This is a genomic window from Nocardiopsis alba, from assembly GCF_000710955.1.
Classification (GTDB): domain Bacteria; phylum Actinomycetota; class Actinomycetes; order Streptosporangiales; family Streptosporangiaceae; genus Nocardiopsis; species Nocardiopsis alba.
On sequence record NZ_BAZE01000001.1, the window covers coordinates 171,877 to 185,184 of the forward strand.

The 13,308-nt window shown below is 69.6% G+C and carries 9 protein-coding genes; 2 read left to right on the plus strand and 7 right to left on the minus strand.

What is annotated here, in order from left to right:
• Window positions 1-101: 101 nt before the first annotated feature.
• Window positions 102-1,439 (minus strand): serine/threonine-protein kinase, encoded by a 1,338-nt coding sequence (locus tag TR33_RS00655; RefSeq protein WP_084570165.1) that lies wholly within the window; start codon window positions 1,437-1,439, stop codon window positions 102-104.
• 463 nt (window positions 1,440-1,902) lie between these two features.
• Between TR33_RS00655 and TR33_RS00660 the strand changes: the two genes are divergently transcribed.
• The gene (locus TR33_RS00660; protein ID WP_014912595.1) at window positions 1,903-3,372 is read left to right on the plus strand and encodes a catalase; all 1,470 of its coding nucleotides are present in this window, start codon (window positions 1,903-1,905) and stop codon (window positions 3,370-3,372) included.
• A gap of 117 nt (window positions 3,373-3,489) precedes the next feature.
• On the opposite strand, the gene TR33_RS00665 is transcribed toward TR33_RS00660, so the two are convergent.
• The 6 genes from TR33_RS00665 to TR33_RS00695 all read right to left on the minus strand — a co-directional run bounded on the left by TR33_RS00665 (window position 3,490) and on the right by TR33_RS00695 (window position 11,715).
• The gene (locus tag TR33_RS00665) at window positions 3,490-3,867 is read right to left on the minus strand and encodes an ankyrin repeat domain-containing protein (RefSeq protein ID WP_014911563.1); all 378 of its coding nucleotides are present in this window, start codon (window positions 3,865-3,867) and stop codon (window positions 3,490-3,492) included.
• Between the two features lie 59 nt (window positions 3,868-3,926).
• Entirely contained in the window at window positions 3,927-5,243 is a 1,317-nt protein-coding gene (locus TR33_RS00670; RefSeq protein ID WP_042280824.1) for a DUF5685 family protein, read from the minus strand.
• Between the two features lie 1,198 nt (window positions 5,244-6,441).
• Window positions 6,442-9,336, minus strand: a complete 2,895-nt coding sequence (locus tag TR33_RS26510) for a hypothetical protein (RefSeq protein WP_234305712.1) — start codon at window positions 9,334-9,336, stop codon at window positions 6,442-6,444.
• Window positions 9,337-9,516: 180 nt separating this feature from the next.
• Entirely contained in the window at window positions 9,517-10,209 is a 693-nt protein-coding gene (locus tag TR33_RS00685) for a TetR/AcrR family transcriptional regulator (protein WP_042280829.1), read from the minus strand.
• A 48-nt stretch (window positions 10,210-10,257) separates the two neighbouring features.
• Window positions 10,258-11,040, minus strand: a complete 783-nt coding sequence (locus TR33_RS00690) for a hypothetical protein (RefSeq protein WP_042280831.1) — start codon at window positions 11,038-11,040, stop codon at window positions 10,258-10,260.
• A 45-nt stretch (window positions 11,041-11,085) separates the two neighbouring features.
• Complete coding sequence (locus TR33_RS00695; protein ID WP_042280832.1) at window positions 11,086-11,715, minus strand: HAD domain-containing protein; 630 nt, start codon at window positions 11,713-11,715, stop codon at window positions 11,086-11,088.
• 299 nt (window positions 11,716-12,014) lie between these two features.
• On the opposite strand from TR33_RS00695, the gene TR33_RS00700 reads away from it, so the two are divergent.
• Window positions 12,015-13,244, plus strand: coding sequence for an acyl-CoA dehydrogenase family protein (locus tag TR33_RS00700; protein WP_017533918.1), 1,230 nt, complete (start codon window positions 12,015-12,017; stop codon window positions 13,242-13,244).
• Window positions 13,245-13,308 lie beyond the last annotated feature (64 nt).

Genomic DNA, 13,308 nt, shown 5'->3' on the forward strand with positions numbered 1-13,308 from the left:
GTGGTGTCAGGGCCAGGTGGGAGGCCACCGTAACGACCCGTCCCAAGGTTTCTTTCGCAGAGCCCATCCGATCCCCGTAGCAGCCCGGCCGGAGGCTCCGCTCAGGCCGCCACCTCTGGCCGGGCATAGGCTTTCCGGAGCCGTTCGGCCACCACTGCGGCCCGTCGCGGAACCGTCTCTTGGAGGACCGGCTCCGCCACCCGAGTCTGCTTACGGGTTCTCGGGGTGTCGAGCACCGTGTCAGGGACCTCAGTCCCGTTGACGTGGGTGTGTTCGGCCACCAGCTCACGGGCTGCCCCCGGAGTCAGACCCAGAGCGGAGAGCCGCTCCAATAGTCGGGCACGCACCTGGGCCAATGAGGGGCGCTCCTCGGGATTCACGGAAAGTAGGGACGACAGCAACGGGAGCAGGGGGGCGGGGGCACCCTCCAGGTCCGGGGCTACCCCGGGGTCGTGGATGTCCTTGTAGATCACGTGCCCGTTCGCGCCGTTGTAGGGATAGCGTCCGGTCAGAGAGAAAGCGAGCACCGCACCCAGGGCGTACACGTCCGCGGGCCGATCTACCTGGTCGGCGGCGCCGAACTGTTCGGGAGCCATGCAGAGGGGGGTGCCCATGTGCGCACCGACCATGGTGAGATCTCCGCCCGCGCCGCCGATTGCTACCAGCCCGAAGTCCACCACCTTGGGGCCGGTCGGACCCAGCATGATGTTGGCGGGCTTGAGGTCCCGATGCAGCAACCCCGCCGTGTGCACGGCGTCGAGCGCCTCGGTCAGGAGGTACGCCAGTCCGGTCCCGAGAACTTCATCCAGGGCTCCACTGCCCTTGACGTAGGCGTCCAGGTCCAAACCGGTGATGTACTCCATTGCCAGCCATGGCCGGTCCGCGTTGGGGTCGCTGACCCCCATGAGAGCGGCGGTCCCTGGGTTGTGCACCATCCCGAGTGCGCTCGCCTCACGTTGGAAACGCTCGCGCATCTCGCTCTGCGAGGCATAGTCCCCGAGCATGGTCTTGACCGCGGCGTGCTCCCCGTCGGGAGTCAACCCGAGGTAGACGACCCCCATCCCACCCTTGCCAAGCCTTTTCAGGAGCTTGATCTCACCGAGCACGCGTGGGTCTGCGGGGGTCAATGGGTGCATCGGGGGACCTGCCAATACCTCGGGAGCCGCGTGTGAGTCGAGGGAGCACACGGCTTGCGAACCTAGGCTATCGCCGCTGACCTGCGCATCGATCCAGGACCAAAGTCCCTTTCGGAACTCTGGCCGCATACGGCCACTGGGGCCACCCCCTCGAGAAGAGCAGCACACGAGAGACATAGCGGACCGCCCCGAGAAAAGCGATACCAGAGTCTCAAACCCATGCCTCATGCCAAGGCAGCACGAGAGACGAGGCACGTGGACACTTCCTCGAACAGACCATGGAGGACGAAGCCACAGCGGCATTTCAGCGTGCTCAGCACACAGGAGTACCTCGTGTCGGTGGTGGGAGGGGGAGGCGGAGGTCTCTCTTAGGGGGTGGTGGCCGGGGTCGGCCGGCTCGAGGGTGGGGTTCGTCGCGTGGTCGGCGGAGCGGGACGGGCTCCCGGCTGTGCCTGGTGGGGTTCAGGGTGTCCCGTGGGGTGGGGACTCCGGGTGTTCGGACAGATTTTCCTCTGCCATAATTTGGAATCATTCCAGAAAAGTGCTTCAATGGCGGCATGCGCCTGAGCGATGTCGAAGCGGCCCGGAGCGGCTTCGCCATGGCCTGGTGCCCCGCCAGCGGCGCGCGACGCCATGTCCTGGAGGTCCGGTCGGCCGGGGTCCCGTCGAAGACGGGGCCGTGTCCTTCGGTGTCACGAGGCCCGACACCGATCGACCGTGCTTCCACCGCGGCACCGAACGCTTCCCGTCAAGGAACAAGGAACACATGTCCCACGACAACACCCAGCCTCTGACCACGGCGAACGGCGCCCCCGTCGCCAATAACCAGAACAGCCTCACCGCGGGTCCCCGCGGCCCGATGCTGCTTCAGGACCTGTGGTTCCTGGAGAAGCTCGCCCACTTCGACCGTGAGGTCATCCCCGAGCGTCGTATGCACGCCAAGGGTTCCGGTGCTTTCGGTACCTTCACCGTCACCAAGGACATCACCCAGTACACCAAGGCCGCGCTCTTCTCCGAGGTCGGCAAGCAGTCCGAGGTGTTCCTGCGCTTCTCCACCGTCGCCGGTGAGCGCGGCGCCGCCGACGCCGAGCGTGACATCCGCGGCTTCGCCCTGCGCTTCTACACCGAAGAGGGAAACTGGGACGTCGTCGGTAACAACACCCCGGTGTTCTTCTTCCGCGACCCGCTGAAGTTCCCCGACCTGAACCGCGCCGTCAAGCGCGACCCGCGCACCAACATGCGCTCCGCCGAGAACAACTGGGACTTCTGGACCAACCTCCCCGAGGCTCTGCACCAGGTCACCATCGTCATGTCGGACCGCGGCATCCCCGCGAGCTACCGCCACATGCACGGCTTCGGCTCGCACACCTTCTCGTTCGTGAACGCCGACAACGAGCGTTTCTGGGTCAAGTTCCACTTCCGGACCCAGCAGGGCATCAAGAACCTGACCGACCAGGAGGCCGCCGAGGTCATCGCCGAGGACCGCGAGTCCTCGCAGCGCGACCTCTACGACTCCATCGAGAACGGCGACTACCCGAAGTGGACGTTCTACGTCCAGATCATGCCCGAGGCGGACGCGGAGAACTACCGCTTCCACCCCTTCGACCTGACCAAGGTCTGGTCGAAGAAGGACTACCCGCTCATCGAGGTCGGCGAGTTCGAGCTGAACCGCAACCCGGAGAACTACCACGCCGACGTGGAGCAGGCCTCCTTCACCCCGGCCAACCTGGTGCCCGGCATCGGCGTCTCCCCCGACCGCATGCTCCAGGGTCGTCTGTTCTCCTACGGTGACGCCGCCCGTTACCGCCTGGGCGTCAACCACCACCAGATCCCGGTGAACTACCCGCGCGCCGCCAAGCTGGTCAACACCTACCACCGTGACGGTGTCATGCGTGTGGACGGCAACCAGGGTGGGGTCCCCGGCATCGAGCCGAACTCCTACGGTCGCTGGCAGGAGCAGCCCGCCTACGCCGAGCCGGCGCTGGGTGTGGGTTCGAACGCCGACCGGTTCGACTACCGCGAGGACGACGACAACTACTTCGAGCAGCCCGGTGACCTGTTCCGCTCGATGAGCGCCGAGCAGCAGCAGGTTCTGTTCGAGAACACCGCGCGTGCGATCGACGGCGCCTCCGACGCCACCATCGAGCGCCACATCGCCAACTGCACCAAGGCCGACCCGGCCTACGGTGAGGGCGTGCGCAAGGCCATCGAGGCCAACAAGGCCGGCAAGCTGTAACACCCGGTCTTCGGGCGCCGGGGCGGGCGTCGCATACGATCCCGCCCCGATCCCCGCGAGTGAACCGACACGAGCCGCCACGGTCCCCGACCGTGGCGGCTCGTCGTCGTCTCGGGGTCAGGGGAGCAGGTCGGAGCGGCCGAACATCTCGGCCGTGGCGCGGGCGCTGGGCGTGCCCGCGTCGAGGTCGGCTCCGGCGTCGACGAGGGCCTTGACGACGTCGTTCTCGCCCTTGAAGAGCGCGCCGGCCACCGGTGACTGGTCCCGGTCGTTGCGCAGGTCCACGTCGGCCCCCCGCTCGATCAGGGAGCCGACGGTGTCGTGGTGGCCGTGGTAGGCGGCGAGCATCAGCAGGGTGTTGCCGTTCTCGTCCTTGGCATCGATGGGAAGGCCGTGGTCGAGGAACTCCAGCAGTTCTCCGGTCTTGCCCTCCCTCGCCAGGTCCATCGCCAACGCGATGACACGGTTGCTCTGCTCCGGTGAGAGTGCGTTCATGGTCTCCATGCTAGAAGCCGAAGGCCCCGGGACGTACTTCGTGTCCGGGTGTGTCCGGTTCATTCGCAGCAGCTACAGCACTGACAGCAGTTGCAACAGGTACAGCATTCGCAGTAGTCGCACCAGGATCTTCTGGGCTCGCCGGACCAGGGGCCGGGGTGGGGGTCCCTACAGCAGAACTGGCAGGTGCAGCACATGAGGAGCGCCGCGGCGCAGCCCATGAGCGGGCCTCTGCGGCGTGGCGGGGACTCCAGGGCGGGCTTCGAGCACGAGCAGCCGGAGCAGCATCCGCCCGACTCGTCGTGGCCCTTGTCGCGCCGACCTCCGCCCACTCCCGTGTGGCCGGGCCCGCCGCCGTGTCCATGGCCGCCGGGGGCACCATGGCCGTGTCCGTGGTGCGCGCCCGCCCCATGTCCCTGGTGAGGGCCGTGAGCGTGACCGGGGTGCCCTTGGGGATGTCCTTGGTGTCCGGGGTGCCCGTGCCGCCCCGGGTGGCCCTGGTGACCGGGGTGGCCGTGGTATCCGGCGTGGGCGAAGGTGCGCTCGACGGCCTTTCCCAGTTCGGTCACCAGGAGTGCGCGCACCAACCGGTCGTCGGTGAACTCCGCCTCGTCCAAGGCCAGGGAGACGCCGAGGACCGCGTCGTCACAGAGTTCACGGGCCCGGTCGAGGCCGGTACCGGTGGCTGTGAGCGGGTTCCAGGCCCCCTTCTCCAGGTCCTCCTTCCGGTCCTCGACGGCGTCCAGCAGGTGCGCGATCCTCCCGAACAGACGACCCGCCTCGTGGAGGGCGGCGTGATTGGTCGGGCGGTCGGTGAGGATCGCGGTGTGCGCGAAGGCCTCCGCGGTGGCCTCCTCGGTGGGGGCGGTCACGGTCAGGACGTCGGTGCCCTCCCCGGCCTCGCGTTCCACTTCGCGTTGGCGGTCGACGACGAGGGCCAGGGCGGCTCCATCGAAACCGAGCCCCTCCCCCGAGGTTTGGGCCCCCTGTTGCCACCGTCGGGCGACCCGGCCCGCGACGGCGCGGACCCCGGGCCTGGCGAAGGCCCCGTCGCCGTCCTCGATGTGGTCTCTGACCTTGGCCGAGGCGAGCATCAAGGAGACCGTCGCGGCAAGGTCCGCTCCGGACCCCTCCGCGACCCTCGCCGACCGCATGCCGCGCAGCGGGCAGGGCCCGGCCATTCGGCTCCCGGACCGTTCCCGGGACTGGGCCGTGGCCAGGACCGACACCACCAGTCCGTCGTGGTTGGTGGCCATACGGGACATCTGGCCGTGCCCGTCGCGTAGGGCCAGGCACAGGCCGCAGAGGTGGGACATCCACTCCTCGGCCAACCCGTCGCTCAGACTGTGGCGACAGGGCCGCAGGATTCCGAACACGATCGTTCCCCTCGTTCTCGTTCCGCTCTCGAGGCGGACTCCGGCAACGGGGTTCGACTCACACGGAGCCCGGTCGGTTCCGGCCTTCTTCTAGTACCTGGAACCGGCCTCCGCGAGGGTCGTCTCGCCCCGGAATCATGCTGTGACCAGCGGTGACGAGAGTTGTCCACAGGCCTTCAGCACGCCGGACAGATCTGGTCCATCCTTGAGGGGAAGCCTGTTCCCACACCCCCTGTGAGCGGCGATGATCACCACGTTCTTTCCCTCGGACCTCGACCTCTCCCGTTTGGAACGCTCCGCCCTCGAACGAGCCGAACGTCTGGACCTCCCGTGCACGGCGGAGGACCCCCGGCCGTCGACCGACCGTCTGCTCGTGGACCACCTACGGCACGAGTACACCGACTACGACCTGGATCGGAGCGCGGCACGACATCGGGCCGCCTGCGAGGCGATAGGACGCCGCTTCCCCCGACTACGCGAGGAGTGCGAGCGCCAGATCGCCCGACGGAGGGTCCGGGAGGAGGAAGAGCGGATACCGCACGCGCTGTTCGAGGCGGAGCGTGAACGGGAGCGGGAGCGGCGCCGTGCCCTGGTGGCCGCCTCCCACGAGATGATCCGGACTCTGCACCTCGGGCAGCGGGTGCGGTTCAAGGCGGGACGGTACCGGTACACCGGTGTGATCCTCGCGTTGGGTCGCTCCAGGGCGACGGTGGCCTACCGTGTCGCCTCCGGACGCGACCGTGATCGGGTGCGACTTCTGCACGCCGCCCTGCTCACACCGGTGGAAGACGACGGACCGGAGAAGGGCAGCCCGACCGACCCCGCCCCCTCGGAGCAGCGGTGGGTCCCTCCCCGGCCCGACGGCCGCCATGTGCCGCGCTCCTCGCCGAGGCTCCGGCAGGACGTTCCACCGTCGAGGTGCGGGGGCGCACTCTCCGCTCGGCGAGGGTACGGACAGGCACATCCTCCTTCGAAGCCTCGGATCACGATGAGGGGAGCCGGCCGAACGCCCCAGGGCAGGGGGCCGACACGGTCGCCCGCGTCCCGAGGTCGAGGATTCTCCCGGACCGGGCCCGCTACCTCCGCACACGACCGGCGTCTGCGAGAAGAGGCCGTCCGTCGAGCCCTCGACCCTCCGGGCTTCCCTGTAGCGGGGTCGCGGACCGCCCACGAGTCGGTACCGCCGGACCTCCCCGGCTCAGAGGGGAAGACCGGGGATCATACCGAGCAGACCGAGCACCCCGCCCTCGACGCGGGCCCCGACCTCCACTCCGATGGCGAGGGCCGCCGCCAGAAGCAGGAGAAGGAACAGAATCCTGAGCGCTCCTCTCCTGCGGGGGCGTGCGGGCTCCTCGTCGGCGTCGGTCTCGATCCAGGAACGGTCCAGGCGGGCGTTCTCTCGGCGCAGCTCCTGCACCTCGACATGGTAGTGGTCGCGTTCGGACCGCACCCGGTCGAGTTCGGAGCGCTCGGCCCTGACCGCCGCGTGGACGTCGGCCACGTCGGTCCGGGCACCTTCCGGGCCTCGACGACGATGCCAACGCTCCAGGCGCGCCAAGGGCAGGTCGATGTAGTGCGTGGGCCAGTTGTCGTCAGGATCGGTGTGGTCCTCGTCGACCTCGGGGGCCGTCTCGGCCTCGTAGTTCGGCGGTGCCTCCTCGTCTCTGATGAACGGGAGTGCCGGGGCCTCGTCGGGGTCACGGGAGGAGGCCGGCGCCGAAAGGGCCGGGGGCGTCCCCCTCTCGGCCGATGCGTCGGACAGGGGCGAGGAGGCTTCCGGATCCGCTACGAACTCGAAGAGAGGGGATTCCCGGCCGTGGGACGAGAACCCGGACTCCGGGTCGAGCCCGGGTTCCGAGTCGCTCGGGGCCGTTGTGTCGGCGAAGGTCCCCGAAAGCGTGGCCTCACCGCCCTCGCCCGAGCGCTCGGATCCCGAACCGGGGACGGAGGGCTCGAGGCTGGAGGCTCTCGGTGGCACCGTGTCATCGGAGGTCCCGGAGAGCGTGGTCTCCGGGGCATGGGCCGGGATCTCGGGGTCCGGGTCGAGCACGGAAGGCTCAGGGTCCGGGCCACTCGGCGTCGTACCTGCGAAGGCTTCGGAAGGGTCCTTCTCCCGATCGCGGGAGGAGGGTCCGAGATCCGGGGCTCTCGAGGATGTCGCGCCGGTGGAGAGCTCGGAGGAGGGGGTCGCCCCGCCATGGGCCGGGGCCTCGGGGTCCGGGTCGAGCACGGAAGGCCCGGGTTCCGAGCCGCTCGAGGTCGTTGTGTCCGTGGAGGGTTCCGGGGACGGAGCCTCGATCCTCGACGTGCGAGCGGCGGGTTCGGGTTCCGGGCCGCGGAACACGAAGGCGGGGGCGGCCCCTCTGGGCGGTGTCGTGGGATCCGATTCGTCCGCGACGGGTTCGGAGAACGGGGCGCCCACGTTCCCCACCGGTTCGGAGGGTGCGGACGCGGGCTCGGGGGTCGCGGGCTCCGTGGCCCGGCCGGTGTTCATCGGGGTCGGGGAAGCGATCGAAGTCCCGGGGGCCGTGCCTCGGGTGGTCGTGGCGGGGTTCGAACGCTCGTTCCTCGAAGCGGGCGGGGAGGACTCGAGATCCGATTCGTCGAACCCGGGCAGGGGCGTGGCCTCGAGGTCGAGGGAGGGATCCTCCGTCTCCTCCCCCGCGTCCTCGTCGCTCTCCGTTCCGGACGTCCCCTCGCCCCTCACCCTCCGGGGGCCGGGTACGGCGGGTCCCTCTTCTCCCGTCGGCACGCCCTCGGTTCGGAAGGGCCTCTTCCCTATGGGGAACTCGCGTTCGTGGGGTTCCTCCTCCGTATCGGCGAAGGGGTCGGGGGCCTCCCGGAGTTCCCCGCCGGGCGTCTCCGGAAAGGGCTCGACCCGCTCCGAAGCGGTCCGGCTCCTCGGAACCGATTCCGTCGACGCGCTCTCCCCACCCTCCGGGGCCTCGAAGAACGGTCGCACCGGGGCGTCCCTCTCCTCGTCGTGCCCTTCCGAGGGGGAGGTCTCCAGCACGGGAGGTTCGGCGACGGCGGTCTCCGTGTCCCCCTCCCCTGTCCGGGGCCTCTCGTCCGGCACTGCGTTCGGCGGCTCCCCCGGCCCGGGTCGGGGATCGAGCCAGTCCTGGATCAGCTCGAGCCGGTCGGCGAAGGTACCGGCCCCGGGCACGCCCCGGGCGTTCAGGTGCTCGGTGAGGGCGTCGCCCCCTTCCTCACGCAGGATCGTGACCAGGGCGTCGGCGATCTTGAGGTGTTCGAGGGGCGCCGGGGACAGAAAGGGGCCACGGCCGGCGGCGTTCTCGACAGGCGGGCCGAAGGCCAGGTGCGGCCCGTCCTCACCGCCCAGCACCGGTTCGTAGGTGGAGAAGGACCAGTTCCAGGCAGCCGCGGGGATCGCGGAGGGCGGGGTCAGGACGTCGTGCAGGATGCGGTGCATGCCCCACAGGAAACGCAGTTGGACGGCCTGCCACAGGTCGGCGCGCTCGGGCTCCAGCATGAGGTGGACGGGCCGGTCCGGGTGGGCCAGGGCTCGGGCGACGGCCCCGATGAGGATGGGCTCGTCACCGATCCTGGTCTCGGCGGCACGTCGGTCGCGGCTGCGGACCGCGCCCGGGGCCGCGGTGAGTTCCCAGGATTCGGGGGCCCGCAGGGCACGCATGGTCGCCCAGCCCGGGGAGGGCGGCCTGCTGTCGGCCGGGCGCGTATTGGGGTTCTCGTGCAGGGCGAGAACGCGCGGAAGGGTCAGCCCGCGGGAGGGCCCGACGATCGCCCAGGCGTGGGCACGGCGGACATCGCCCGGCCAGCGGTAGACCAGCGCGCTACGACCATCGGGATAGTGCCGGGCCCACAGGGTCTCCGGATACGCGGAGGGCGCGGTATCGGCGAGGGCGGACCGATAGTCGGCCGTGAGAGCAGGCAGGAGCCGGTCGCGCCAGGACCTCAGGGCGGGTCGATCGTCGGCGGTCAGCGAGGTGGCGGCCGGTCCGGGACCGTTGTGGCCGAGGAGGGTGGGTTCGGCCCAGGCGAAGTGGATCTGGTGGTGGTCACCGGACCGCACCGCCGACCACTCGTCCGGCGCCATTGTGCTCTCGGGCAAGTGACCCCTCCCACGGGTTCGCGAACCATCCGGTGTGCCCGGCCACCGGGGCCGCGCGCTTCCTTAGGGAAGGTATCCGGCGGAAGCGACGAGAAACAGCGGAAGCGGCGTTATACGAGGATTTATGAGCTTTGCGAAGAAAGGAGGGTTCCATCGGAACGGCACCGGTTTCGGGAGGGGCTACGCGGCGCTGCCGTCGATGGCGCCCACCACCGCGGCGGTGAGATCGTCGATGATCTGCTCCTCCTCGACCTCGGGGTGCTCCAGCCACCACTCCCCGGCGGCCTGCACCATGCCGACGATGGCGTGCGCGGCTATCTGGGCGCGCGGACGCTGCTCGACGCGCCGTTCGGTGATGAGCAGGTCGGCGAGCTCCTCACCCAGGCGACGGACCATGAGTCCCAGGTCGCTCCGTGTCCGTACGTCCTCGGAGGTGGCCCTGTCCATGAGGAAGCGGTACAGGTTGAGGTTCTGGGAGATCATCGACAGGTAGGCCCCGACCGTGGCCCTGGCACGCACCTCGAACTCGGTGTGCTGGTGCAGTTCGGCGCGGATACGTTCGATCAACGGGTCGACGTGGCGTTGGGCCAGGGCCTGATAGAGACCGCTCTTATCGCCGAAGTGCCGGTAGAGGATGGGTTTGCTGATCCCGGCCTCGGTCGCGATGGCGACCATGGAGGCCTCGTGACCGTCGCGCTGGATCACCCGGTCGGCGGCGTCCAGGATGGCCCGCCGCCGTTCGGGGTCGCGTCCACGAGGGTGACGGCCCCCTCGGGAGCGCGCGGGGCGGGCTCCGTCGGAGCGCTCGGGGGAGGCGGACCCGGCGGTCACACCGGCTCCGTTCGAGGGGTCGTCGTCACTGAACACGTCCATCGGTCGTCTTCGAAGGCCACAAGGGTCCACCGTAGCGGTTCGGCCGTCTCAGGACCGCAGAGTGATCCAGGTGGCCTCGGCCATGGCGAGCCGTCGACCCTCCTCGTCGTACAGGGCGCTGGAGGTACGCACCTTGCGTCCCTCCACGGACTCCAGTCGGCCCATGACCACCGGGGTGGTGCCCACCTTCGGCGCGCTCAGGACCCGGGCGGTGAAGCGACCCAGGACGATCGGGCGACCGTTGATGTCGTGAGACCAGCCGCCGGGGCAGTCCAGAGCCGCCCAGACCTGGGCGAAGGCGACGGACCCCGTTCCGTCGTCCACGGCCGGGAGGACGTTCCACGTGCAGGCGACGGTGTTGCCCACGTTGTCGGGCCCCTCGCCCGGGCGGACCCGACCGGCGAAGAGACGCAGCCCTTCGCCCTCGGCCCGCTCGGGACCGCAGCTGTAGCAGCGAGGGAAGGGGTGCTCCACCAGACCGGGGTAGAGGTCGCGGGCCTTCTCCGCCTCCTCTACGGAGACGGGGCCTCCGGGGATCGGGGCGAGGTCCCGGGCTTCGACACGGCTCGCCTCGGCGACCAGCCGCGCCCGATCCTCCGGATCCTCGACGGAGGGATCGATCAGGCGCAGCCCGTCCTGTCCCAGGGTCTCCACCGCCAGCGGACGGTCCAGGGGAGGCGGGGTCCGCAGGGTGACCTGGACCGCGTCCCCGCCCACCGAGGTCAGCCGCTCGGCGAGGAGGCCGGCGCTGTAACCACCGTTTCCGGAACCGTCGGGACCATTGAAGGCCGCTGGGATGGTGATCGTGGGGGCGTCATTGCCTGGTGTCATGGGCCACAGGGTAGTGACCGGCCGCGGAGTGCCCCGCTCCCGGGGTCAGTCCACGAGCCCCATGTCCTCGGGCCAGTCGGCGAGCAGTTCGAAGTCCTTCTCCCAGAGGCCGATCGCCGGGTCGACCGGGTGCAGAAGGGCGTCGGAGAGATGGTTGCGCCGGACCCAGGTGATGTCGCGGGCGGTGATCCCGTCGTCGACCCAGGCGAAGGGGCGGCCCGCGGCGTACTCCACGAGCCTTCGGGTCTTGAAGAACAGCCCTGGGGCGAACCGGTCCACGTGGGGGAACGCGACGACGGGAAGCTCGGGCAGGCCCAGGAGGGGACCGATCATCGTGTTGGCGTCCTCCTCCCAGGTGGTGGCCCAGACCAGGTCGTAGGGCAGGGCCAGCAGTGCCTCACCGTGGTGCGGGTTCAGCCGTACCCGCAAGGGGCGGGCGGGCGGCTCCCAGCCGGTCGGACGCATCGGGTGGGCGACGTAGGAGTCCGGAAGGTCGGCGTGTTCGGCCCGGAAGGGGTTGAGGGGACCGTCGACGTCGAGGAAGAGCAGGGGGCGGGGCATGGCTGACTCCAGTGGATGCTCGCGGTGGGCGTTTCCGATGAGGGCCCTTTCGGGTTCGGTCGTGCGGGGGTGGGCCGTTTCGGGCAGGAGTACGGGGCCGACGGGTGTCTCCATGTTCTTTTCCCGTCCGGGCGCGCCCGGACCGGCCGATCGGCTCGCCGGCGGTACGGGCGCGTGCGCGTTCTCGGACCACGTGTGGTGGCGGAACGGTTCGCGGGCGTTCGGGGGTTCCCCTCTCAGGACGCCTCAGGCGTCCCCGTCCATGCCACGGTATGCGGGTCCTCCCCGGATCGGGTGCCGTGCGCCCATGGTTCGACCACTCGTCATCGGCACGAAACCCCCTCGTGTTACCGTTGGTAACACATATAGATCGCCCCTCCTCCCCCGGAGGATCCAACGAAGGATGTACGCGTATGAGTGAGGCCACCGCCCCCGCCTTCAGCCTGGAACCGAGCGAAGACGTCCGCGACGTCCGGGACTGGGCCCACGGGTTCGCCGCCGACGTCATCCGCCCCGCCGCCGCCGAATGGGACGAGCGCGAGGAGACCCCCTGGCCGATCATCGAGGAGGCCGCCAAGATCGGCCTGTACTCCCTGGACTTCTTCGCCAACCAGTGGTTGGAGCCCACCGGCCTGGGCATCCCCGTCGCCTTCGAGGAGCTCTACTGGGGCGACCCTGGGATCGCCCTGTCCATCACCGGCACCGGGCTGGCCGCCGTGGCGGTCGCCTCCAACGGCACCCAGGACCAGCTCTTCGAGTGGGTCCCGCAGATGTTCGGCAGCCCCGAGGACGTCAAGCTCGGCGCCTTCTGCTCCTCCGAGCCCAACGCCGGTTCCGACGTCTCGGCCATCAAGACCCGCGCCGTCTACGACCAGGCCAAGGACGAGTGGGTCCTCAACGGAGTCAAGACCTGGGCGACCAACGGCGGCATCGCCAACGTGCACGTGATCGTCGCCTCGGTCGAGCCCGAGCTGGGCTCGCGCGGTCAGGCCTCCTTCATCGTGCCGCCCAACACCCCGGGCCTGTCCCAGGGACAGAAGTTCCAGAAGCACGGCATCCGCGCCTCGCACACCGCCGAGGTCGTCCTGGACGACGTGCGGATCCCCGGTTCCTGCCTGCTGGGCGGCAAGGAGAAGCTCGACGAGCGGCTGGCCCGGGCCCGAGAGGGCAAGCGTTCCAAGGGTCAGGCCGCGATGAAGACCTTCGAGGCCTCACGCCCGAGCGTCGGTGTCATGGCCGTCGGTTGCGCCCGCGCCGCCTACGAGTACGCCCGCGACTACGCCAAGCAGCGGGAGCAGTTCGGCAGGCCGATCGGCGACAACCAGGGGGTGGCGTTCCTGCTCGCGGACATGGCCACCCGGATCGACGCGGCCCGGCTGCTGGTCTGGCGCGCGGCGTGGATGGCCCGCAACGGCAAGGACTTCACGAACGCGGAGGGCTCCATGAGCAAGCTCTACGCGTCCGAGACGGCCACCTTCGTCACCCAGAACGCCCTGCGCATCCTGGGCGGGAATGGCTACACCAGGGAATACCCCGTCGAGCGGTGGCACCGCGACGCCACGATCTTCACGATCTTCGAGGGCGCCAGCGAGATCCAGAAGCTCATCATCGGCCGCACCATCACCGGCCTGCCGATCCGCTGAGGTTTCCGCGGTTCACAGAGGCTTGAAGGGGTCGGCGCCCGTACGGCGCCGACCCCTTCGCGTG

Bases quoted from the DNA above. Each gene is read 5' to 3' on its own strand.
- TR33_RS00660 (WP_014912595.1), top strand. From the start codon at position 1,903: ATGTCCCACGACAACACCCAGCCTCTGACCACGGCGAACGGCGCCCCC.
- TR33_RS00700 (WP_017533918.1), top strand. From the start codon at position 12,015: ATGAGTGAGGCCACCGCCCCCGCCTTCAGCCTGGAACCGAGCGAAGAC.
- TR33_RS00655 (WP_084570165.1), bottom strand. From the start codon at position 1,439: ATGCCGCTGTGGCTTCGTCCTCCATGGTCTGTTCGAGGAAGTGTCCAC.
- TR33_RS00665 (WP_014911563.1), bottom strand. From the start codon at position 3,867: ATGAACGCACTCTCACCGGAGCAGAGCAACCGTGTCATCGCGTTGGCG.
- TR33_RS00695 (WP_042280832.1), bottom strand. From the start codon at position 11,715: ATGGAGACACCCGTCGGCCCCGTACTCCTGCCCGAAACGGCCCACCCC.
- TR33_RS00690 (WP_042280831.1), bottom strand. From the start codon at position 11,040: ATGACACCAGGCAATGACGCCCCCACGATCACCATCCCAGCGGCCTTC.
- TR33_RS00685 (WP_042280829.1), bottom strand. From the start codon at position 10,209: ATGGACGTGTTCAGTGACGACGACCCCTCGAACGGAGCCGGTGTGACC.